The sequence below is a fragment of the Halanaerobium sp. DL-01 genome, assembly GCF_003338615.1.
In the GTDB taxonomy this organism is placed as follows: Bacteria; Bacillota; Halanaerobiia; order Halanaerobiales; family Halanaerobiaceae; genus QPJE01.
Genome location: NZ_QPJN01000001.1, coordinates 1 through 21,477 on the forward strand (window position 1 = coordinate 1; position 21,477 = coordinate 21,477).

22 protein-coding genes are annotated in these 21,477 nt (G+C 32.6%); 21 read left to right on the top strand and 1 reads right to left on the bottom strand.

What is annotated here, in order from left to right; translation table 11 throughout:
- Positions 1-239 precede the first annotated feature (239 nt).
- From remA to DER71_RS00105, 21 genes are all read left to right on the top strand, one after another.
- Complete coding sequence (gene remA, locus DER71_RS00005; protein WP_114456843.1) at positions 240-488, top strand: extracellular matrix/biofilm regulator RemA; 249 nt, start codon at positions 240-242, stop codon at positions 486-488.
- A 19-nt stretch (positions 489-507) separates the two neighbouring features.
- A complete protein-coding gene (gmk, locus tag DER71_RS00010) occupies positions 508-1,089 on the top strand; it encodes a guanylate kinase (RefSeq protein ID WP_199505630.1) in 582 nt (193 codons plus the stop codon).
- Positions 1,079-1,294, top strand: a complete 216-nt coding sequence (gene rpoZ / locus DER71_RS00015; RefSeq protein WP_114456845.1) for a DNA-directed RNA polymerase subunit omega — start codon at positions 1,079-1,081, stop codon at positions 1,292-1,294. The genes gmk and rpoZ overlap by 11 nt, the downstream gene beginning before the upstream one ends.
- A gap of 15 nt (positions 1,295-1,309) precedes the next feature.
- The gene (coaBC, locus tag DER71_RS00020; protein ID WP_114456846.1) at positions 1,310-2,506 is read left to right on the top strand and encodes a bifunctional phosphopantothenoylcysteine decarboxylase/phosphopantothenate--cysteine ligase CoaBC; all 1,197 of its coding nucleotides are present in this window, start codon (positions 1,310-1,312) and stop codon (positions 2,504-2,506) included.
- A gap of 267 nt (positions 2,507-2,773) precedes the next feature.
- Positions 2,774-4,345, top strand: a complete 1,572-nt coding sequence (locus DER71_RS00025; protein ID WP_114456847.1) for an ABC transporter substrate-binding protein — start codon at positions 2,774-2,776, stop codon at positions 4,343-4,345.
- Between the two features lie 87 nt (positions 4,346-4,432).
- Positions 4,433-5,437: an ABC transporter permease gene (locus tag DER71_RS00030; protein WP_114456848.1), complete on the top strand. Its 1,005-nt coding sequence runs from the start codon at positions 4,433-4,435 to the stop codon at positions 5,435-5,437.
- Positions 5,438-5,451: 14 nt separating this feature from the next.
- Complete coding sequence (nikC, locus tag DER71_RS00035) at positions 5,452-6,348, top strand: nickel transporter permease (RefSeq protein ID WP_114474173.1); 897 nt, start codon at positions 5,452-5,454, stop codon at positions 6,346-6,348.
- Positions 6,349-6,438: 90 nt separating this feature from the next.
- A complete protein-coding gene (lgt, locus tag DER71_RS00040) occupies positions 6,439-7,197 on the top strand; it encodes a prolipoprotein diacylglyceryl transferase (protein WP_233486920.1) in 759 nt (252 codons plus the stop codon).
- Between the two features lie 178 nt (positions 7,198-7,375).
- On the top strand, positions 7,376-8,560 hold the full coding sequence (gene metK / locus DER71_RS00045; protein WP_114456851.1) for a methionine adenosyltransferase: 1,185 nt from the start codon (positions 7,376-7,378) through the stop codon (positions 8,558-8,560).
- A gap of 82 nt (positions 8,561-8,642) precedes the next feature.
- A complete protein-coding gene (gene priA, locus DER71_RS00050; RefSeq protein ID WP_114456852.1) occupies positions 8,643-10,877 on the top strand; it encodes a primosomal protein N' in 2,235 nt (744 codons plus the stop codon).
- Positions 10,878-10,902: 25 nt separating this feature from the next.
- Positions 10,903-11,352 (top strand): peptide deformylase, encoded by a 450-nt coding sequence (gene def, locus DER71_RS00055; RefSeq protein ID WP_114456853.1) that lies wholly within the window; start codon positions 10,903-10,905, stop codon positions 11,350-11,352.
- A 5-nt stretch (positions 11,353-11,357) separates the two neighbouring features.
- Positions 11,358-12,308 carry a methionyl-tRNA formyltransferase gene (fmt, locus tag DER71_RS00060; protein ID WP_114456854.1) on the top strand — a complete coding sequence of 317 codons (951 nt, stop codon included), beginning with the start codon at positions 11,358-11,360 and terminating at the stop codon, positions 12,306-12,308.
- 34 nt (positions 12,309-12,342) lie between these two features.
- A complete protein-coding gene (locus tag DER71_RS00065; protein ID WP_114456855.1) occupies positions 12,343-13,038 on the top strand; it encodes a zinc metallopeptidase in 696 nt (231 codons plus the stop codon).
- Positions 13,038-13,658: a DUF6391 domain-containing protein gene (locus DER71_RS00070; RefSeq protein ID WP_114456856.1), complete on the top strand. Its 621-nt coding sequence runs from the start codon at positions 13,038-13,040 to the stop codon at positions 13,656-13,658. The genes DER71_RS00065 and DER71_RS00070 overlap by 1 nt, the downstream gene beginning before the upstream one ends.
- Before the next feature lie 8 nt (positions 13,659-13,666).
- Positions 13,667-15,010, top strand: a complete 1,344-nt coding sequence (gene rsmB, locus DER71_RS00075; RefSeq protein WP_114456857.1) for a 16S rRNA (cytosine(967)-C(5))-methyltransferase RsmB — start codon at positions 13,667-13,669, stop codon at positions 15,008-15,010.
- 12 nt (positions 15,011-15,022) lie between these two features.
- Positions 15,023-16,066 (top strand): 23S rRNA (adenine(2503)-C(2))-methyltransferase RlmN, encoded by a 1,044-nt coding sequence (rlmN, locus tag DER71_RS00080; RefSeq protein WP_114456858.1) that lies wholly within the window; start codon positions 15,023-15,025, stop codon positions 16,064-16,066.
- A gap of 11 nt (positions 16,067-16,077) precedes the next feature.
- A complete protein-coding gene (locus DER71_RS00085; RefSeq protein WP_114456859.1) occupies positions 16,078-16,791 on the top strand; it encodes a Stp1/IreP family PP2C-type Ser/Thr phosphatase in 714 nt (237 codons plus the stop codon).
- A 33-nt stretch (positions 16,792-16,824) separates the two neighbouring features.
- Entirely contained in the window at positions 16,825-18,804 is a 1,980-nt protein-coding gene (gene pknB / locus DER71_RS00090) for a Stk1 family PASTA domain-containing Ser/Thr kinase (RefSeq protein ID WP_114456860.1), read from the top strand.
- A gap of 9 nt (positions 18,805-18,813) precedes the next feature.
- The gene (gene rsgA, locus DER71_RS00095; RefSeq protein WP_114456861.1) at positions 18,814-19,674 is read left to right on the top strand and encodes a ribosome small subunit-dependent GTPase A; all 861 of its coding nucleotides are present in this window, start codon (positions 18,814-18,816) and stop codon (positions 19,672-19,674) included.
- Positions 19,674-20,330 (top strand): ribulose-phosphate 3-epimerase, encoded by a 657-nt coding sequence (rpe, locus tag DER71_RS00100; RefSeq protein ID WP_114456862.1) that lies wholly within the window; start codon positions 19,674-19,676, stop codon positions 20,328-20,330. The genes rsgA and rpe overlap by 1 nt, the downstream gene beginning before the upstream one ends.
- The gene (locus DER71_RS00105) at positions 20,323-20,982 is read left to right on the top strand and encodes a thiamine diphosphokinase (protein WP_114456863.1); all 660 of its coding nucleotides are present in this window, start codon (positions 20,323-20,325) and stop codon (positions 20,980-20,982) included. The genes rpe and DER71_RS00105 overlap by 8 nt, the downstream gene beginning before the upstream one ends.
- 39 nt (positions 20,983-21,021) lie before the next feature.
- Here the strand turns inward: DER71_RS00105 and rpmB are convergent, their stop codons facing one another.
- The gene (rpmB, locus tag DER71_RS00110; protein WP_114456864.1) at positions 21,022-21,252 is read right to left on the bottom strand and encodes a 50S ribosomal protein L28; all 231 of its coding nucleotides are present in this window, start codon (positions 21,250-21,252) and stop codon (positions 21,022-21,024) included.
- Positions 21,253-21,477: the final 225 nt, after the last annotated feature.

Genomic DNA, 21,477 nt, shown 5'->3' on the forward strand with positions numbered 1-21,477 from the left:
TTTGAAGTAAATTAATGGAAAAGAACTGCCAAAAATGTTTATGTGACTGAGATGAAAAGTTTTAATTATTATTGGAGATATTTACTGCAGATTTTCTATTCTTTTTTAAGAAAAAACTGTACAAAGCAAAAAACTCTTTATTTATCACCCTTGTCAAATTTATATTGCTGTGATATTATAATTAAATATAAGCGAGGTAAAGCTAATCAATTATAAATAAGAATCTGGGAGGTTTTTTAATGAACGTTAATTTAATCAATATAGGTTTTGGCAATATTGTTGCTGGAAACAGAGTTATCGCAGTGGTTAGTCCAGAATCAGCTCCAATTAAGAGAATAATTCAGGAAGCACGCGAAAGAGGTATGCTGGTTGATGCAACATATGGGCGCAGAACAAGAGCTGTTATTATTACTGATAGTGACCATGTAATTTTATCTGCTATTCAGCCGGAAACTGTTTCTCACAGATTAGAAGATAGTAAAGAATAAGGTCGAGAATATGATGAGTATGGGGAATGGTATATTATTTGTGCTTTCGGGTCCCTCAGGTGTTGGTAAAGGAACTGTTTTAGAAAAATTAATGGAAGATTATAATGGTGTTTCCTATTCGGTATCAGTCACTACACGCAAACCACGCAGTGGGGAAATCGACGGGGAAGATTATTTTTTTGTTTCAGAAGAAGAATTTAAAAAGATGAAAAAAAATGGTGATTTTATTGAAAGTGCTAGAGTTCACGGAAATTACTATGGTACTCCAAAAAAATTTGTAGATAGAAAGATAAGTAAGGGAGAAGATATTATTCTGGAAATAGATATACAGGGTGCTGTTCAGGTTCGAGAAAAGTATCCTGATGCTGTATATATTTTTTTAATTCCTCCCTCTTTAGAAGAGTTAGAAAATAGATTGAATAAAAGAGGATCGGAAGATAGTGAAGCAAAGACTTTAAGACTAAAAAATGCAAAATCAGAACTGCAGGAAGTACATAAATACGATTATGAAATCTTAAATGATAATCTAGAAGATGCTGTTGAAGATTTAAAATATATTATTGAAGAAGAAAAAAAAAGGAGAGATAAAAATGATTACTGAACCTTCTGTTGATCAGCTGCAGGATAAAGCGGATAGTATTTATACAGTTGTAATTCTTGCTGCAAAAAGGGCCCGTCATTTAAATATGGGCGGCAGAGATCTGCTTTCTAATTATAAAAGCAATAAACCTGTATCCAAAAGTTTAGAAGAAATTGCTAAAGATAAAATTTCTTATAGGAAAAAGTCGAAAAATACTATTAAATAAAAAGGAGATTAAAAAATGTCAGCCAATATTATTTTGGGAGTAACGGGAGGAATAGCAGCTTATAAGCTGCTGAATGTTGCCAGCAGTCTGACAAAATCAGGTTTTAATGTTTACACAATTATGACTGATTCTGCAGCTGAATTTGTTAGCCCATTAACCTTTCATTCAATTACACATCTGCCAGCTGAAAAGGATTTGTTCAGCAGCTGGAATAGTGGGGGGGTAAAGCATATAGAGCTGGCCGACAAAGCAGATCTGTGTTTAATTGCGCCAGCTACAGCTAACTTTATTGGCAAAGCAGCTGGTGGGATTGCAGATGATCTTCTCACAACTGTTATACTTGCTGTACAGTCTCCTATTTTAATTGCCCCATCTATGAATGTACATATGTATGAAAATAAAATTGTACAGAAAAATTTAAAATTTCTTGAAGAAGAGTTGGATTATAAAATCATTACCCCTGAATCGGGCTATTTAGCCTGTGGTTATGAGGGCCGGGGCAGACTTCCAGAACCTGAAATTTTAGTTGAATCTGTAAAAATGTTTTTAAACAAGAAAGATTTAAAAGGAAAAAAAGTTATGATATCTGCCGGCCCAACCAGAGAAGCAGTTGATCCTGTAAGATATATTTCCAATTATTCAAGCGGGAGAATGGGTTATGCACTTGCCAGAGCAGCGGCTTTTAGAGGAGCTGAGGTTACTCTTATATCTGGCCCGGTGTCTTTAGAAAAGCCTCTGGGGGTAGACTTAATCAATGTAGAATCTGCAGAGGAAATGAAAAATGCTGTTTTTCAGAATTTTTCTGAACAGGATATAATTGTTATGGCAGCAGCAGTAGCTGATTACAGACCTAAAGAGAAAAAAAATAAGAAAATAAAAAAATCCGATTCTATAATGACTTCTAATTTAAAGCTTGAAAGAACAGATGATATATTATTTAATTTAGGTAAAGAGAAAAGAAAAGATCAAATATTGATTGGATTTGCTGCTGAGACTGAATCTCTGTTGAAGAATGCTAGGAAAAAACTAAAAAAGAAAAATGCGGATTATATAATTGCTAATAATATAAGTAACAAGAAGTTAGGATTTGGCAGCAGAGATAATAAGGTTACTATATTAAGTGTAGAACGTGTTAGCGAGTTTCCAATTATGGATAAAGAAGAACTTGCAGATGAAATATTTGATTATATTATTGGTGCAGAAAGGAAATAAGTTAATAAGATTTTTTTAATGTCAAGGAAATTATACCAGTTAGTAAGCCTTTTTTTAATTTTAAAAATTGACTTTCCCCATTTTTGCAACTTTAAAAATAGTTTTGGGGAAACTCTTATTTAATCTTTAAAATTGACTTTTATTTCCTTATAGCATATAATTAAATAATAAATAAATTCAATTATCTTTTCTGGGGGGTGAAAAAAACAGAATAGGACAGTTTGGCAATTTTTGATAATTTTAACAACGAGGAGGTAGAAGTTTAGAATGAAAAAAACACGAATATTTGTATTTTTTGTTATTTTAATAGTATTTATGGCCAGTTTATCAGTATCGGTTCTGGCCCAAGTTGTAGAAAAGGGAGGAACTTTAGTATTTGGTCGTGGTGGTGATTCTGTTGGTCTTGATCCAATTCAGGTTACAGATGGAGAATCATTTAAAGTAACACAGCAGATTTATGACACACTTGTTGATTATAAGCCCGGGACAACAGAAGTTATACCTGCACTGGCTACAGATTGGGATATTTCCGATGATGGACTGAGATGGACTTTTCACCTTAGAGAAAATGTGGAATTTCATGATGGAAATCCATTTAATGCAGAAGCAGTAAAATGGAATTTTGACCGCTGGCGTTTGGAAGATCATCCCTATCATATAGGTGGAGAATTTACTTATTATGGCTATATGTTCCAGGGTTTTCCAGGGATTATAGATGAAGTTAATGTTATAGATGAATATACTGTGGAATTTATACTCACAGAAAAACAGGCTCCTTTTTTAAACAACCTTGCTATGGTTCCTTTTGGGATTTCAAGTCCAGAAGCAGTTAAAAAATGGGGTGAAGATTATTTTAAACACCCAGTAGGAACAGGAGCATATAAGTTTGTAGAATGGAATCAGGGAGATAGAGTTATTGTTGAGGCAAATGAGAATTACTGGAGAGAAAGGGCTTATCTTGATAAAATTGTATTTCGATCAATTCCAGATAATGCAGCACGTTTTATGGAACTTCAGGCAGGTACAATTGATATGATGGATGGCCTAAGTCCGGAAGATGTTGATGCAGTTAAAGATTCTTCTGAATTGAAACTTACACTTCGCCCTAGTATGAATGTTGGTTACCTTGCCATGAATTTTAAATTTGAACCATTTGATGATGTTAGGGTAAGGCGTGCTTTTAATCATGCTATTAATAAAGAGGCTTTAATTGGAGCATTTTATTCTGGTCTTGGAGAACCTGCCAAAAATCCTATGCCACCTTCCATATGGGGGTATAATGACGATATTGAGCCATATGAATATAATTTAGAAAAAGCAAAAAAATTGCTTGATGAAGCTGGATATGAAGATGGTTTTGAATTTGATTTATGGTATTTACCTGTGCCGAGACCATATATACCTCAGGGTAAGTTTATTGGACAGGCTATTCAGAGTTATTTAAGTGAAATAAATGTTAAAGCTAATTTAGTAACTTATGACTGGAGTACTTATCTTGACAAAACAGAGCATCAGGAAGCACCTACCTATATGTTAGGATGGACAGGCGATAATGGTGATCCGGATAACTTTTTATATGTTTTACTGGACAAAACTAACAGCAACAATGCTTATGAAAGTGAAGAACTGCATGAGGTTTTAATTGAAGCACAAAAGACTATGGACCGGGAAAAACGTATTGAACTTTACAGAAAAGCACAGAAGATAATCCACAGAGATGCCCCGTGGGTACCTCTTGTACATTCAACACCACCTCTTGCTTTAAAATCTAATATTAATAATTTTATTCCTAATCCAACTGGAACAGAAAAACTGCACAGAGTTTGGCTGGACAAATAAAATTATTTAACTTTAATAAGCATTTTATTAATCTGCGGCTGAATTCAGCCGCAGATTATCTTTAAATAGGAAGGTGTTAAAAAAACAATGCTCAATTATATAATAAAAAGACTGCTGGCTTTAATCCCAATTTTAATTGGTGTTGCTGTAATAGTATTTTTGATTGTACATTTGATACCTGGAGATCCAGCCCAGACAATGCTCGGTGAGAGGGCTACTGATGCACAACTTGAACGGCTGAGGGAAAGCATGGGACTGAATGATCCATTATATATTCAGTTCTGGCGCTATGTTAAGGATCTATTGCATGGTGATCTGGGAAGATCGATTATGAGTAATAATCCGGTTATATCTGAATTAAAAATAAGGTTTCCAGCTACACTGGAGCTTTCATTTTTTGCTATGATTTTTTCTGTTTTTGTTGGTGTTCCTGCTGGTATTTTTGCAGCTATAAACCAGAATTCTTGGTTTGATAATTTAAGTATGATGGTTGCACTTATAGGTGTTTCGATGCCTATTTTTTGGCTTGGACTTATGTTTATCTGGTTATTTGCTGTTGAACTTGGCTGGTTCCCTCCTTCTTCCAGGATAAGTGTAGAGACTGTTTTAAATCCGGTGACAAATTTATATGTTGTTGACAGTATTTTAAATGGAAATTTTACTGCCTTAATAGATGTTCTTCATCATTTATTTTTACCGGCAGTTGCCCTGGGAACTATTCCTATGGCCATTATCGCCAGAATGACTCGTTCCTCTATGCTTGAGGTTTTGAGGCAGGACTTTATAAGAACTGCTTATGCAAAAGGATTAAAAAGAAAAGCAGTGATTTTTAAACATGCTTTGAAAAATGCACTGGTACCAATAATAACGGTTGTTGGACTTCAGTTTGGTGTTCTCTTAGGGGGAGCAGTTATGACAGAAACTATTTTTTCCTGGCCGGGTCTGGGGAAATATCTTGTTGACGCTATATATGCAAGAGATTTTCCAATAGTACAGGGAGGAATTTTGTTTTTTGCTGGAGTATTTGTATTTGTTAATCTTATAGTTGACCTGTCGTATGCAACTGTAGATCCGCGGATTCAGTACGAGTAGAGGAGGAAATTAGAATGGCGGGAAAAAATAATAAAAAAATAAAGCAGAAAAAAATAATGCAAAAAAATACCAATCCATGGCTGGAAGCTTTTAGAAGATTAATAAAAAGCAGAATTGGAGTAGCGGGGCTGACAGTAATATTTCTACTATTACTTGTCGCTGTTTTTGCTCCTGTACTGGCACCATATGATCCTTTAAAAACAAATATAATGGCTAGATATAAAGCTCCATCATCAGAGCATCTGCTCGGAACAGATGGTATGGGAAGAGATATATTAAGCAGAATTATATTTGGATCCAGAATTTCACTACAGGTTGGTTTAATTTCTGTATCTCTGGCCCTGATTTTTGGAGTTGGGTTTGGACTTGTTGCAGGTTTTTATGGTGGAAAAGTAGATATGATAATAATGAGATTGATGGATATAATGCTTGCTTTTCCCAGTATTCTTTTAGCTATAGCAATTGTAGCTATTTTAGGACCACAACTAAAAAATGCCATGTTGGCTATTGGAATTATAAATATACCACGGTTTGCGAGGATTATTCGCTCATCGGTACTTTCAATTAAAGAAAGTGAATATATTAGTGCTGCCAGAGCACTTGGTGCAGGTGATATGAGGATTTTATTTAAGCATATCTTACCAAATGCAATGGCTCCTTTAATTGTACAGACCACTTTGAGTATTGCTACAGCAATTCTGGAAGCAGCTGCATTAAGTTTTCTTGGCCTTGGAGCTCAACCACCTTCTCCAGAGTGGGGAGCTATGTTAAGTGATGCAAGAAGTTCTCTTCAAAAAGCACCATGGGCAGCTACATTTCCTGGATTGGCAATAATTTTTGGTGTATTAGGGTTTAATTTACTTGGTGATGGTTTGAGAGATGCACTTGATCCTAAAATGAAAAATGTATAATAATTATCGGACAGCAGTTATGCTGTCCTTTATTTTGATTTTTTAAGGATTAATCATATAATCTTTATAAAGAGAGGGGTGCCATCTGTTTTGAACCCGGTATTACTGCAAATAGGAAATATTGAAATAAGATGGTATGGAGTTTTAATAATAACTTCTATTTTTATATCTCTGTGTATTATTAATAAACTTCTAAAAAAAGAAAGATTTGTTGAAATTGAGTTTTTTTTAGATTTTCTTATTTATGGAATTCCAGTATCAATATTAGGTGCCAGATTATATTATGTATTATTTAATTATAATTATTATTTTAAAAATCCGTCATTAATATTTTCTATCTGGAGAGGTGGGCTGGCAATTCATGGGGCTGCTTTTTCTGGTGTTGCTGTACTCTATTATTTGAGCAGGAAAAGAAATGTTCCGTTTTTAAAGCTGCTTGATATAATATCTCCAGCATTTGCATTTGCTCAAAGTATTGGTAGGTGGGGGAATTTTTTTAATAGAGAATCTTATGGAAGAATTGTTGGGGTCGAGTATATAAATCATTTTCCTGATTTTATAAAAAAACAGATGTATATAGGAGGGGTTTACAGAGAGCCTACATTTTTATATGAATCTTTATTTAATTTAATTTTGTTTTTCTATTTAATGATCTATTATAATTTTTCTGATAAAGATGGTAATACATTTGCATATTATCTGTTGTTTTATTCTGCTGCCAGGTATGTGATAGAAGATTTTAGAACAGACAGCCTCATGCTGGCTGATTTGCAGGTTGCACAGATAGTAAGTGTTTTTTTAATAATGCTGTCTTTATTTATAATAGTTAAAAATTCATCAGATAGCTAAAACAGTTATTAAAGTAGCTCAAAATCATTATATTATCATCTTATTTTATCTATAAATATAAGTATTTAATAAGGCTTGTCGAGCAGCCAAATTAATTGACAGTTTTTAGCTAATATGCTACACTATATTTATTAAGAAAAATTAGAAAATTATTGGTATATATATGAAAGGTGATAATATGACAAGGAAGTATCTTTTTACATCTGAATCAGTAACTGAAGGGCATCCAGATAAGGTTGCAGATCAAATTTCAGATGCTGTATTAGATGCAATTATTGCTGAAGATCCACAGGCTAGGGTTGCCTGTGAAAGTTTTGTTACAACAGGACTAATTTTAATTTCTGGTGAGATTTCAACCTCATGTTATGTTGATCTTACTGAAATTGCTCGAAAAACAGTTAAAGAAATTGGCTATACAAGAGCAAAATTTGGTTTTGATTCAGAAACCTGTGCTGTTTTAACAGCAATTGATGAGCAGTCAAGTGATATTGCTCTGGGAGTTGACCATGCTTTAGAAGAAAAAGAAGGCAGCTCAGCTTCTGAATTGGGAGCAGGAGATCAGGGTTTGATGTTTGGATATGCTTCTGATGAGACCAAAGAATTGATGCCGCTGCCGATTATGCTTGCTCATAAACTGGCCAGACAGCTTGCATATGTTAGGAAAAATGGCCCTTTAAAATATCTGCGTCCTGATGGAAAAACACAGGTAACAGTGGAATATGAAGACGGTAGACCTGTTAGGGTAGATAAAGTCCTTATTTCTTCACAGCACCATCCTAAAGTGAAACAGGAGCAGATAAAGAACGATATAACAGAAAGTGTTATACATAAAATCATACCTGAAAAATTTATAGATAAAAACACAGAAATTTTTGTAAATCCAACCGGAAGATTTGTAATTGGAGGACCTAATGGTGACACAGGACTTACTGGCCGAAAAATTATTGTAGATACATATGGAGGTTCAGCACGACATGGTGGAGGAGCTTTTTCCGGAAAAGACCCAACCAAAGTTGACAGGTCAGCTTCTTATGCAGCCCGATATATTGCTAAAAATATTGTAGCAGCAGAGCTTGCCAGAAGATGTGAAGTACAGATTTCATATGCAATTGGGGTTGCAAAACCTCTTTCTGTAATGATAGAGACTTTTGGTACAGGTGTTATAGATGATTATCAGCTAGAAAAATTTGTGAAAGAAGAATTTGATTTAAGACCGGCCAAAATAATAGAAAATTTGAATCTGAGAAGGCCTATTTATAGGCAGATAGCGGCTTATGGTCATTTTGGAAGAGATGATCTAAATCTACCATGGGAAAAAATTGATAGAGTGGAAAATTTGCGCAGAAGAGCAGGATTAAATTAAATACATCATTTTGCCGGAGGTGGAGGTCTGCCTTCGGTTTTCAATTATATATAAAATAATACAATAGTAGTGGTGAAATTAAATGAATAGTACTGTCAGAGTAATAGTTGATATTCCAATTGCAGATCTGGATCGACCTTTTGATTATCTGCTGCCTGAGGAATTAGAAGGGGAAATTAAGATAGGTCACCTGGTAAAAGTACCTTTTGGTAAACGAAAAATTTCTGCTTTTGTGGTAGATATAAATGTAAAAGTGGAGATAGATCCAAAAAAATTAAAAAAAATTGATAATAAAGTATATGATGAATCATTTTTTGATAGAAAAATGCTGAACCTCTACAGGTGGACAGCAAAATACTACCATAGTTATTTGATACAGGTTATTAAGGCAGCACTGCCTCCGGGTGTCCTTGATAAAAGAGTTAGGAAAAAGACAGTTAGATATTTAAGATTAACTTCAAAAGCAAAAAAGAAAACAGAAGAAATCAAAAAACTTAAAAAAAGAGCTCCAAAACAGTATTTAATTTTAAAATATTTTTTTGAAAATGAGGAGAATAAAATAACAGTAAAAGAAGCGGCACAGGCGGCTGAAACATATCCGAAAACTGTATATAGTTTACTAGAAAAAGATCTGCTTGAGTATTATAATATAGAAGTATGGAGAAAACCAGAAATTTTTAAAGGTGATTTTTTATCAGATGATTTCAAACTGGATAAAATGCAGTCAGAAGTATTTAATGAAATTTCAAAATCAATACAGCAGGAAAACCAAACTTTTTTATATAAAGAAGTGTTGAAAGAAAAAAGAAATATATTATACTTTAAACTTATTGAAAAATTGGTTGAGGAAAATAAAGGTGGAATTTTACTGGTGCCAGAAATTATGATGGCATCTAAAATAGTTAAAAAACTAAAAAATATTTTTAACGAAAAAATTGCCATAATCCACAGTCAGCTTTCTGCAGGTGAGCAGTTTGATGAATGGCGCAGAATTAGATCGGGACAGGCATTTATTGCAGTTGGAACACGTTCTGCAGTATTTGCTCCTGTTAAAAATCTCAGCTTAATAATAATTGACCAAGAACATGATGAAAATTATAAACAGAATGAATTTCCAACCTATCATGCCCGTCAGGTTGCTGCAAGACGTGTGCAGGATAACAATTCTGTACTTTTTTTGTCTTCTCCCACCCCCTCGATTGAAACAGAATATTTAGCTGCAGTTAATAAATATCAAAAACTTATGCCTGATGATGAATATATTAATAATAGTATTCCTTCTGCTGAAATAGTTGATATGAAATTGGAATCTGAAAAAGGGAATTTGAGCAATTTCAGCACTGTGCTGATTGAAAATATGAAAAAAACTTTGTCAGAAAAAAAACAGGTATTTCTTTTTATGAACAGGAGAGGTTTTGCAAATTATATAATTTGCAAAAAATGTGGTCATGTTATAAAATGTGATAATTGTGATATAACTTTAACCTATCATAAAGAAGAAAAAAAGCTTATCTGCCACTACTGTGGAAAAGAAAGCAAGATTCCAGAAAAATGTTCGGAATGTGGAAGTGAATTTATTGGCGTATCTGGAATGGGCACAGAAAAAATTGCTGATGAAATAAGAGAGATATTTCCAGATAAAATGATAGCCAGGCTGGACGCAGATGTTTCTGATGATAAAGATAAATATAATAATATATTAAAAAAATTAAAAAATAAAGAAATTGATATACTGGTTGGGACCAGAATGGCTGTAAAAAGTGAGTATTATACCAATGTAGGTTTAATAGGTATAATTTCTGCAGATACAATTTTGAATATTCCTGAATTCAGATCAGCCGAAAGAACTTTTCAGCTTTTGACACAGCTTTTATTGATAGATCAAAATTATGAAAGAAAATTAGTAATACAGACATTTAATCCTGATCATTACAGTATTAAAATGGCAGCTGATTTTAATTACAGTGACTTTTATAATATAGAAATTAATATAAGAAAAAAGAGAAATTATCCACCTTTCAGCAGGCTGGTTAATATAATTATTCAGGGAGATAATGAGAAAAATGTTATTCATACTTCAGAAAAATTAGATAGATTTATTGATATACACGGCAGTTATGATGAAAAGATTGGAGCGGCTCCAGCTTATTTAAAAAAAATAAGAAATAAATTTAGATGGCAGATCATTTTAAAATTTGGATCCTTTCGCAGTAGAGAATATCTTCTGCGGTTAATTGAAAAAAAATTTCATAAAAAAAGTGAAGTGTTTGATGATGTAAATATTCGTATTGATGTAGATCCATATAAAATGTTATAATTATTTATAGAAGGAGGTTTTGTCATTGGCAATTTTGCAGATTAGAAAATTGGGAGATCCTGTCCTTAGAAGTAGAGCAAAAGAAGTGGAAAAAATAACTGAAAAAACTAATGAACTGCTTGATAATATGATAGATACCATGTATGCTGAAGATGGAGTTGGACTTGCAGCACCACAGGTTGGTATACTGCAGAGAATAGCGGTAGTTGATATTGGCGAAAATTTAATAGAATTAATAAATCCAGAAATCATTTCAGAATCAGGCAAATCTATTATGGAAGAGGGCTGTCTGAGTGTACCAGATGAAACAGGAGAGGTTATCAGGTCAGAAAAAATTAAAGTAAAAGCATTAAATAGAGAAGGTGAAGAAATAACATTTGAAGCTGAAAATTTTGAGGCAAGAGCAATTCAACACGAAATTGATCATTTAGAAGGAATACTATTTATTGATAAAACTGTAAAAATTATGGAGTGATTTTGATGGATATTATCTTTATGGGGACACCTATTTTTGCTGTTCCCAGTCTGAAAGAACTAATATTTAATGATACAATTAATGTTAGAGCTGTTGTTACACAGCCTGACAGAAAAAAAGGGAGAGGACAGCAATTAACACCTTCTCCGGTTAAAAGAACTGCCGAAAAATTTGATATACCTGTTCTTCAGTCCGAAAATATAAATAATGAAAGTTTTATTAGAAAGTTAAATTCCTATAAATTAGATTTTATAGTAGTAGTTGCTTTTGGACAAAAATTATCCAAAACCATTCTTAATATACCTAAATATGGCTGTATAAATCTTCACGCTTCTTTACTTCCAAAGTATAGAGGAGCCAGCCCAATTCATCAGGCTGTTATAAATGGTGATAAAAAAACAGGTAATACCACAATGTATATGGGAGAAGGACTTGACGATGGAGATATAATATATCAGCAGGAGATGGAAATAAAAAATACAGATACAGTAGGCACTGTTCACGACAAACTGGCTGTTAAAGGTGCCAAACTGATTATTAAAACTTTAAATGATATTAAAAGTGGTGCTGCCCCCCGAATAAAACAGGATGATTCTAAAGCAACATATGTGCATAAGATAGACAAAGATATTGGCGAAATAAACTGGGAAGATGATGCAACAGAGATATTTAACCTGGTTAGAGGTGTAAATCCCTGGCCGGGCGCATATACCTATCTTGATGGTGATAGGCTAAAAATATGGAAAGTAGAAGTAATTGATGAAGAAAAAGAAGCAGAGGAATATGAATCAGGAACCATAGTAACTGCAGATCAGTCTGAGGGCTTAATTGTACAGTGTGGTAGTGGACTTATCAATATCAAAAAGCTTCAGCTGCCCGGCCGAAAAAAAATGCAGACAGAAGATTTTCTCTGTGGACATGATTTAAAAATAGTACAAAAATTAGGCAAAAAATAAATAAGAAGGATAAATAAGAAAGGAGTGATTTTATATGTATTTTCCATTTTTTTATGATCCAACTATATTGATGATAATACCGGCACTTCTGCTCTCAGCCTATGCTCAGTATAAAGTTAAAAGCACTTTTAATAAATACAGTGATGTTTACAGCGATTCCGGTCTAACCGGTTCAGAAGTAGCTGCTAAAATAATGAAAGAAAGTGGTATTTCTAGAGTGTCTGTAAATCAGATAAAAGGAAAGTTAAGTGATCATTATGATCCTAAAGATAAAGTGCTAAACCTTTCCTCAAATGTATATAACAGCAGTTCTATTGCCTCTATAGGTGTAGCTGCACATGAAGCAGGTCATGCAATACAGGATGCAAAATCATATAAACCTTTAAATATAAGAGCTAAATTGGTTCCAGCTGCTAATATTGGTTCCAGTATGGGGCTGCCTATGGCTATATTTGGATTTTTTATTAGAGTGGATTTTTTAATTTTAACAGGATTTGTTTTGTTTTTTGCAGCTTTTTTATTTCACCTTGTTACTCTGCCGGTGGAATTTAATGCTAGCAACAGGGCAATTTCTATCTTAAAATCAGGAAATTATCTTAATGATAAAGAAATACAGGGAGCTAAAAAAGTTCTCAGAGCAGCAGCTTTTACTTATGTTGCAGCTACACTTGTTGCTCTAACAAATCTATTAAGGATTTTAGTGCTTTTTGGTATGGGTGGGGATGATTAATGATTTTTTTTCTGCTTCCATTTTTTATATTCTTTTTGTTTCTGTTAATTTTACTGCCATTTAAATTCACTTTAGATTCATTAATAAATATTATATATATACCGGGCCAGATTTATAAAATAGCGACTAATAAAAAATTACGTAAAAATCACAGTATTGAACATGCAGCAGTTAATATTCTGGAAAAACAGTATGGGTACAGAAATTTGGCCGGTTATGCAGAAGAAGATGGATTTTATATAATGGGCGCTCGTTATCCAGAACAGGTGTTAGAAGCTGCAAAAATAGGCCTTAATGCTTTAAAATCTGGTAGAGCCGATCTGGCTATCCATAAAAGATGTGGTACGAGTATAACAGCTGCCAACCTAATATCATCTCTTTTATTTTTAATACTTTTATTTATTACAAAAACGTTTAGTATTTTTAATATAATTATAGCTTTAATTTTTGCTAATGCTGCCGGCCCATGGCTTGGAGTATATCTTCAAAAATACTTAACTACTTATACTGATGTAAAAGACTTAGAAATTACAGGGGTGAGGTGGGCAGGACATTCCCAATTAAGAAGCTCATCTAAAATATTTGTTGAAACACAATCCATACCATATTTAAATAGGTGAATTAATAAATGAAAACAGCAAGAGAAAAATTAATTGAAGCATTAATAAAAATAGATCTGGGATATTATTCAGATCAAATATTAGCTAAACACTTGCATACTATAGCAGATAAGAGAGATAGAGGACTTTTTACAGAAATTTTTTATGGTGTATTGAGGAAAAGGATCTATCTGGATTATATTATTGATAAATTTTCTAAAACTGACATTTCTAAACTTGATAAAGAAGTTCTGCAGGGGCTGAGGATTGGTATATATCAGCTCTTTTTTCTTGATAAAATTCCAGAAAGAGCCGCTGTGTTTGAAACTGTGGAAGCTGTAAAAAAATCCTGTGGGAAAAAAGGTAAAAAAATTTCTGGATTTGTAAATGGTATTTTAAGAGAAGTTATCAGAAAAAAAGATACTGTTAGACTTCCTAATAAAAATAAAAATAAGGTAAAATATTTATCTATAAAATATTCTCATCCAGAATGGCTTGTTAAAAGATGGATTACACAGTACGGCATATCAATAACAGAGAAAATATTAAGTGCAAATAATGATCGACCGAATATGTATTTTAGACATAATTCACTGAAATTTTCTGAAAGTGATTTTATTAAACTGTTGTGCAAAGATAAGATTGAATTTGAAAGAATTTTTTTGCCCGGATTTTATAAAGTAAAAAGCAGCATTAATCCTGTACAGACAGAGATTTTTAAAAAAGGTGGTGCATATATACAGGGTATTGCAGCAGGTTTAGCAGCATTTTTGCTTGATGTTGATCTGGAGATGCAGATTCTGGATCTTGCAGCTGCGCCTGGTGGGAAAACAGCTCATATAGCAGAAAAAATGAATAATACAGGTTATATAAAAGCTGTCGATATAAGTTCAGAGAGATTAAAAATGGTTCAAGAAAATATTGTTAGGCTGGGAATAAAAAATGTTGAAACCGAAAATGTTGACAGTAGAAAATTAAACGATGAAAAAAAATATGATAGAATACTGGCTGATCTTCCCTGCAGTGGACTGGGGCTGATTTCTTCCAAACCAGAGATAAAATGGCAGCGAACGGAAAAAGACATAAATAAACTTGCTGATCTACAGTATAGTATATTGAGTCATAATTTGAATAGATTGAGGGTAGGGGGAAAACTATTATATTCTACCTGTACACTCAACCGCGAAGAAAATCAGAATATAATAAATAAAATATTGACTGAAAATAATAATTTCATTTTAGAAGATATCAGTGAAACTATAAAAGGATTGGGTTCTGTTTATTCTAAAGAGGAAAAATACCTGGAATTAATTCCAGGTATAAATAATACAGAAGGGTTCTTTTATGCACGTATTAAAAAAATTGGAGAGTGAATTAATTTTATTATGAAGGATTTAAAAAGTTTAACAAGAAATGAATTAATGGAATCTATTAATAATTTGGGCTATCCAAATTATAGAGGTGAGCAAGTTTTTAATTGGATTTATAGAAACGGTATTTCGGATTATGATCTAATGACAAATATACCAAAAAAAATGAGGAAAGATCTGCAGACTGATTTTAAAATAACAGATATTGAACTACTGGAAAAAAAGAAAGCTGCAGATGGTACAATTAAATATCTGTGGAAGTTAAAAGATGGAGAAAATATTGAGAGTGTTTATATTCCCTTTGAAGAATCAGGACGTCACAGTATATGTATTTCTTCTCAGGTTGGATGTGCTCTTGGATGCTCTTTTTGTGCCACAGGAATAGATGGTCTGCAGAGAGATCTCAATACAGGAGAGATAATAGATCAGGTTTTAAAAATACAGCAGGATATAAGTAAAGAAACATTTGGAAGTCCTCGTATTAGTAATATTGTTTATATGGGGATGGGAGAACCACTGGCAAATCTAAAGAATGTATTAAAATCAGCTGAGATTATTAATGAAAATGATGGATTAAATATTGGTATGAGGAAAATGACGATATCTACTGCTGGGCTTGTACCTGAAATAAAAGAACTGGCCGAAAAAAATAATCAAATTGGACTGGCTGTTTCTCTTCATGCACCCAATGATAGACTGAGAAACAAATTAATGCCTGTCAATAGAAAATACAGCATAACCCAGCTTTTGTCAGCAGTTAATTATTATATAGAAAAAACAGGCAGACGGGTAACTTTTGAATATGTTTTAATGGATGGAGTTAATGATAGTCCAGAATTAGCTATTCAGCTTGCTGATTTGTTGAGAGGAATTAACTGCCATATTAATCTAATTCCTGCCAATCCTGTTCCAGCTTTAAATATAAAAAAACCTGTCCAAAAAGTGCTTGATAAATTTTATGAAATTCTCGTCAATAGAGGTCTGCAGGTTACTGTTAGAAAAGAAATGGGTAGTGAGATAGAAGCTGCCTGTGGCCAGCTCAAAAGAAAACACAGTTAGGAGGAAATTAAATGCGGTTTAAAGCTGTTACGCACAAAGGGAAGGTAAGAAAAAGTAATGAAGATAATTATTTTGTTGATAAAGAAAGCTCTTTTTTTCTGGTAGCTGATGGAATGGGAGGCCATGCTGCTGGTGAAGTGGCAAGTAAAATAGCTGTCGAAAAAAGCAGCGATTTCAATTTACCTAAAAAAAATAATAATATACTGGTGAATTTAAAAAAGCTGATAAATAATGTAAATGAACAAATTATTGAAGAAAGCCAGAGAAACTCTGAATATCTTGGTATGGGTACTACCTATTCTGCAGCTCTTATCAGAGAAGGAAGGCTTTATTATGCTCATGTAGGTGACAGCCGCATTTATATTTTTCGTAAAGGAAAGCTAAAACAGGTTAATAAAGAACATTCTTTAGTAGCTGATTTGATAAGAAATGGAAAGTTAGAAAAAAAAGAAGCTTTTAATCATCCGCAAAAACATATTTTGACTCAGGCGCTGGGTCTGGAAAAAGAGCTGGAAATAGATGCTGGCAAAGAGGATATCTCTACAGGGGATATTATTCTTTTATGTACTGATGGTTTAAGTGATCTTATAAGAGAAGAAGAAATAGAGGATTTAATTAATGTATTTAACAGAGATTTAGATCTGCTGGCAGAAAATTTATTAAATACTGCTTTAAAAAATGGAGGCAGTGATAATATTACATTTATTTTAATTTTAAATTCTTAAATTCCTGTTTTAATATATGATTGAGGTGAATTTATGCAGGGGAAAATTATTAATGAACGATATAAAATTATAGAAGAAATTGGAAAAGGCGGTATGGCTATAGTTTATTCTGCCCATGATACCCTTCTTGACAGAAAAGTAGCTATAAAAATGCTACGTCCGGAACATTATTCTGATAATGATTTTAAAGAAAAATTTAGGCAGGAAGCACGAGCGGTTGCCAGGTTGTCTCATCCAAATGTTGTAAGTATATATGATATTGGTATTGATGATGATTATATATTTTTAGTTATGGAAATAATAAAAGGTAAAAATTTAAAAGATTTAATAAAAGAAAGAGGGCACCTTTCTTTAGTAGAAGCACTTGAAATAGGAAAACAGATTGCGTCAGCTTTAGATGCTGCTCATAAAAATAATATTATTCATTGTGATATTAAACCACATAACATTATTTTAACTGATGATATGGAAGTTAAAGTAACAGATTTTGGTATTGCCAGAGCTGTTAATTCAGCAACAATGAAAGTAACAGATACTATTGTAGGAAGTGCCCATTATTTTTCTCCTGAACAGGCAAAAGGAGGAGATATAAAGGCATATTCTGATTTATATTCACTTGGAATTGTTCTCTATGAAATGACTACAGGTGAGCTGCCATTTCATGGAGAAAGTCCTATTTCCGTTGCATTAAAACATCTTCAGCAGGAAGCAGTAAGGCCTGCTCAAATAAACAAAGATATTCCTGTGGATGTGGATAATCTAATTATGAAAGCAATGGAAAAAAATCCATCTGATAGATTTCAGAGTGCTTCTCAGATGAGAGAAGCGATAACTTTGGCTCTTAAAAATTTAAAAAACAGTCAAAACCATATAAATATCATTAATAAAAAATCCGATCCAGGTGAAACTAAAATTTTGAAAAAAACAGATATTTTTTTTAGAAAAAACAATGATAAAAAATATAATGAATCAAATGATGATTCTGGAATAAAAAAAGTTGATAAAAATAATGTTAAGAAAAGCCTTTTTAAAAATAAAGAAGGAAAAAATGAAAAATTTTTTTTAAAGAGAACATCAGTCTGGATATTAGTGATAATTCTATTTTTCTCTGCAGCTGTATTTGGAGGTTATTTTTTCTTTAATTCTTACACAAATGTACCAGTAGTTGAAGTTCCAGATATTGTTGGATTGAGTTTTGAAGAAGCTGAAAAAGAATTGGGGCAGGTTGGATTAAAGTTTGAGGAAAACAAAGAAAAAGTTTTTAGTGAGGAAGTTCCAGAAAACCATATTATTTCACAATTTCCAGCTCCAGGAGAACGAGTTAGACAGACTCGAAAAATTAATATAACAATTAGCAAAGGACCTGAATTAATAAAATTACCTGATCTGAGTGGTATGGAACTGAGAGAAGCTTTAGTAGAATTAGAAAATTTATCACTGAATAAATATGAAATAGAATATGTATTTAGACTCTCAATAAAAGCTGGTAGAGTTATAGAACAAATTCCAGCAGCTGGTGCAGAAATAAAAAGTGATGAACTTATAACACTATTTGTCAGCAGAGGAGAAAGAGATATGTCAGTCAGCATGCCTGATTTAACTGGTATGGATCGAACAAAAGCTTTTCAAAGGCTCAGGGAATTGGGGCTTAATGTTGGGAAAATAAAGCTGGAGAATTCAACCCGTTTTTCTGATGGGCAGATAATATCTCAGAGTTATAATCCTGGTGATATGCTTCCAGAAGGTACACCAGTTGATTTAGTTATCAGCAGAGGACTCCTCAATCCAGAAAATGCAGAAATATACAGCAGCAGTATCAAAGTTAATGTTAATAATATAAAAGCAACAGAAGTAAAGATTGTAGTTAAGGATAATAGTGGTAAAGATGTAGTATATAATGCAGTCCATCAACCTGGTGAAAGTATAATGCGGAATATTACAAGTGTCGGCCCAACTGAAATTAAAATATATTTTGACAATAGGCTGATAAGGACTAAAAAAATAGGAGGTTGATATTTTTAGATGAAAGGTATATTAATTAAATCTATTGGAGGATTTTTCTTTGTTGCTGATGAAAAGGAAAAAATATATCAGACAAGAATTAGAGGTAAAATCAGAGAAAAAATATATCCAGGAGATATTGTTGAAATAAATGAAGAAAAATTAACTCTGGAAAAAGTATATGCCCGCAAAAACCTTCTTATAAGACCAAAAGTAGCTAATGTTGATCAGGTTTTAATAATGCAGTCAATAAATAATCCAAAATTTAAACAATCACTTTTAGATAGATTTCTGCTGCTTATTGAAAGTTCAGGTTTTGAGCCAATTATTGTAATAAATAAGATTGACTGTACTGATTTAGACTACAAAAAAGAGTTTAAAGATTACAAAAAAGCTGGTTATAAAATATATTTTATAAGTGTTAAAAAAAATATTAATATTGATAGTTTTATGGATATCTTTAATGATAAAATAAGTGTTTTAACAGGTCCATCTGGAGTAGGAAAATCTTCTTTTTTAAATAAAGTTATTGAAGAGGCAGATTTACCTACTGCAGGAGTAAGTAAAAAACTGAAAAAAGGTGTTCATACTACTCGTATGGTAGAACTGCTTCCTATTTCAGAACGTGGTTGGATTGCTGATACTCCTGGTTTTTCTTCCATGGAAAATATAGATTTAAATATTGAAGCAGATGACCTATTCTGGTATTTTCCGGAAATAGCTCAATACAGCAGAAGCTGTAAATTCAATAGATGTACCCATACACATGAACCAAACTGTACTGTACAGGATAAAGTAAAAGAAGGAGAAATTTCCAGAAGAAGATATGAAAGTTACTATCAAATTTATAAAGAATTAAGGGAGAAGGAGAATGAATACTGATGAGAACACAATTTTCACCTTCGTTGTTATCTGCAGATTTCAGCATCCTGCAGCAGGAAATAAAAAAAGTGCAAAAAGCGGACTATCTTCATCTTGATGTAATGGATGGTGTTTATGTTCCTAATATTACTTTTGGTCCAAAATTAATAGCTGATATTAAAAAACATACTAACTTAAGTTTTGATACCCATCTTATGATAATTAATCCTGAAAAATATATTTATCAATTTGTTAGAGCAGGTAGTGATATTTTAACAGTGCATGCAGAGTCTACTCAGCATGTGCATAGAGTTATACAGATGATTAAAGACTATAATATAAAAGCGGGATGTTCTCTTAATCCAGCAACACCTTTGGATGAGATAGAGTATATTTTACCTGATCTGGATCTTGTTTTAATCATGTCTGTAAATCCCGGTTTTGGGGGTCAGACTTATATACCACAGATAACTAAAAAAATTAAAAAACTGAGAAAGATAATTGATGAAAATAATTATAATGTCAAAATTGAAGTTGATGGCGGAATTAATACAGATAATTTATCTGAAATAATTTGTGCAGGAGCGGATATTATAGTTTCTGGATCTTCAATTTTTGGTAAGGAAAATCCTGCTGCTGCAATAGAAGAAATGAGGGAAATAGCTGCAGATGTATAAACAAAAAGCATTTGTTTTTTTAAATGGGATATTTAATTTTTCTCAGAAAAAAATTCTAACAATTGTTGAAAGCTGTGAAAATAAATTGATTATTGCTGTAGATGGTGGAGCAGATATATTATATGAGGCCGGTATAGTTCCAGATGTAATTATTGGAGATCTTGATTCTATTTCAGAACAGGTATTTAATAATTTTAGAGATAATGACAGAGTTAAAGTAGTTAAATTTCCTGTTGAAAAAGATAAAACAGATAGTGAACTGGCTGTAGATTATTGTCGAGAAAATGGTATTAAAGAAATCTTAATTTTTGCTGCTCTTGGCGGCAGAATTGATCAGGAATTGGGAAATATTAATCTTTTAGAATATATAGCTGATTTTAATATAGAGGGCAGAATTATTGAAGAAAATCTTGAAATAGGTATAATAACAGATAAAAAAATTTTCAAAGATAATTCAGGTGATGAGTTATCTTTAATTCCTCAGACTGATTCAGTGGATGCAGTTTATATTTCCGGTTGTAAATATAATGTTGAAAATCAGTGCTTTATTAGAAGCAGAACCCGGGGGATAAGCAATGAAATTATTGAGAAAGAAGCGAAAGTAGAAGTTGGTATAGGAATATTAATCTATATATTGAGAAAAGGAAGTTAACTAGTCCAAGCCAACTCCCTTTTTGTAAATATCAATTATTTAGTATGCTCTTTCCACCTTACCTGACTTGAGGCACTGAGTACATACTTTAATTCTTTTTGGTGAACCGTCAACTATTGCTTTAACCTTCTTTAGGTTTGGGCGCTGAGTTCTTTTGGAAACACTCGTGATGTTTTTACCAACACCACCTTTTTTCTTAGCTTTACCACGTCTCTGTATGCTATTGGCTTTATTACCACCCTTACCACAAATTTCACAGACTCTGGACATAGAAAACACCTCCTTGAAAATATAAAAAATTTATGTCAGCTTTTATTTTAACATACATTGCTGCTGGTTGGCAAATTTTAGTGCTGAAATGAATTTCCTTATATTTATTTTTGATTAATTTAAAATAATTTATAAACTTCTTTTATAATGTATGAGCAGGAAAGTGAAATGGGATGTTGAAGTAATTAATAACTAACAGAATATTTGAATTTTGGCTAAAAGTTG

Excerpts from the sequence above, each read along its gene's own strand:
- remA (WP_114456843.1), top strand. The coding sequence starts at position 240 with ATGAACGTTAATTTAATCAATATAGGTTTTGGCAATATTGTTGCTGGA.
- gmk (WP_199505630.1), top strand. The coding sequence starts at position 508 with ATGGGGAATGGTATATTATTTGTGCTTTCGGGTCCCTCAGGTGTTGGT.
- rpoZ (WP_114456845.1), top strand. The coding sequence starts at position 1,079 with ATGATTACTGAACCTTCTGTTGATCAGCTGCAGGATAAAGCGGATAGT.
- coaBC (WP_114456846.1), top strand. The coding sequence starts at position 1,310 with ATGTCAGCCAATATTATTTTGGGAGTAACGGGAGGAATAGCAGCTTAT.
- DER71_RS00025 (WP_114456847.1), top strand. The coding sequence starts at position 2,774 with ATGAAAAAAACACGAATATTTGTATTTTTTGTTATTTTAATAGTATTT.
- DER71_RS00030 (WP_114456848.1), top strand. The coding sequence starts at position 4,433 with ATGCTCAATTATATAATAAAAAGACTGCTGGCTTTAATCCCAATTTTA.
- nikC (WP_114474173.1), top strand. The coding sequence starts at position 5,452 with ATGGCGGGAAAAAATAATAAAAAAATAAAGCAGAAAAAAATAATGCAA.
- metK (WP_114456851.1), top strand. The coding sequence starts at position 7,376 with ATGACAAGGAAGTATCTTTTTACATCTGAATCAGTAACTGAAGGGCAT.
- priA (WP_114456852.1), top strand. The coding sequence starts at position 8,643 with ATGAATAGTACTGTCAGAGTAATAGTTGATATTCCAATTGCAGATCTG.
- fmt (WP_114456854.1), top strand. The coding sequence starts at position 11,358 with ATGGATATTATCTTTATGGGGACACCTATTTTTGCTGTTCCCAGTCTG.
- DER71_RS00065 (WP_114456855.1), top strand. The coding sequence starts at position 12,343 with ATGTATTTTCCATTTTTTTATGATCCAACTATATTGATGATAATACCG.
- DER71_RS00070 (WP_114456856.1), top strand. The coding sequence starts at position 13,038 with ATGATTTTTTTTCTGCTTCCATTTTTTATATTCTTTTTGTTTCTGTTA.
- rsmB (WP_114456857.1), top strand. The coding sequence starts at position 13,667 with ATGAAAACAGCAAGAGAAAAATTAATTGAAGCATTAATAAAAATAGAT.
- rlmN (WP_114456858.1), top strand. The coding sequence starts at position 15,023 with ATGAAGGATTTAAAAAGTTTAACAAGAAATGAATTAATGGAATCTATT.
- DER71_RS00085 (WP_114456859.1), top strand. The coding sequence starts at position 16,078 with ATGCGGTTTAAAGCTGTTACGCACAAAGGGAAGGTAAGAAAAAGTAAT.
- pknB (WP_114456860.1), top strand. The coding sequence starts at position 16,825 with ATGCAGGGGAAAATTATTAATGAACGATATAAAATTATAGAAGAAATT.
- rsgA (WP_114456861.1), top strand. The coding sequence starts at position 18,814 with ATGAAAGGTATATTAATTAAATCTATTGGAGGATTTTTCTTTGTTGCT.
- rpe (WP_114456862.1), top strand. The coding sequence starts at position 19,674 with ATGAGAACACAATTTTCACCTTCGTTGTTATCTGCAGATTTCAGCATC.
- DER71_RS00105 (WP_114456863.1), top strand. The coding sequence starts at position 20,323 with ATGTATAAACAAAAAGCATTTGTTTTTTTAAATGGGATATTTAATTTT.
- rpmB (WP_114456864.1), bottom strand. The coding sequence starts at position 21,252 with ATGTCCAGAGTCTGTGAAATTTGTGGTAAGGGTGGTAATAAAGCCAAT.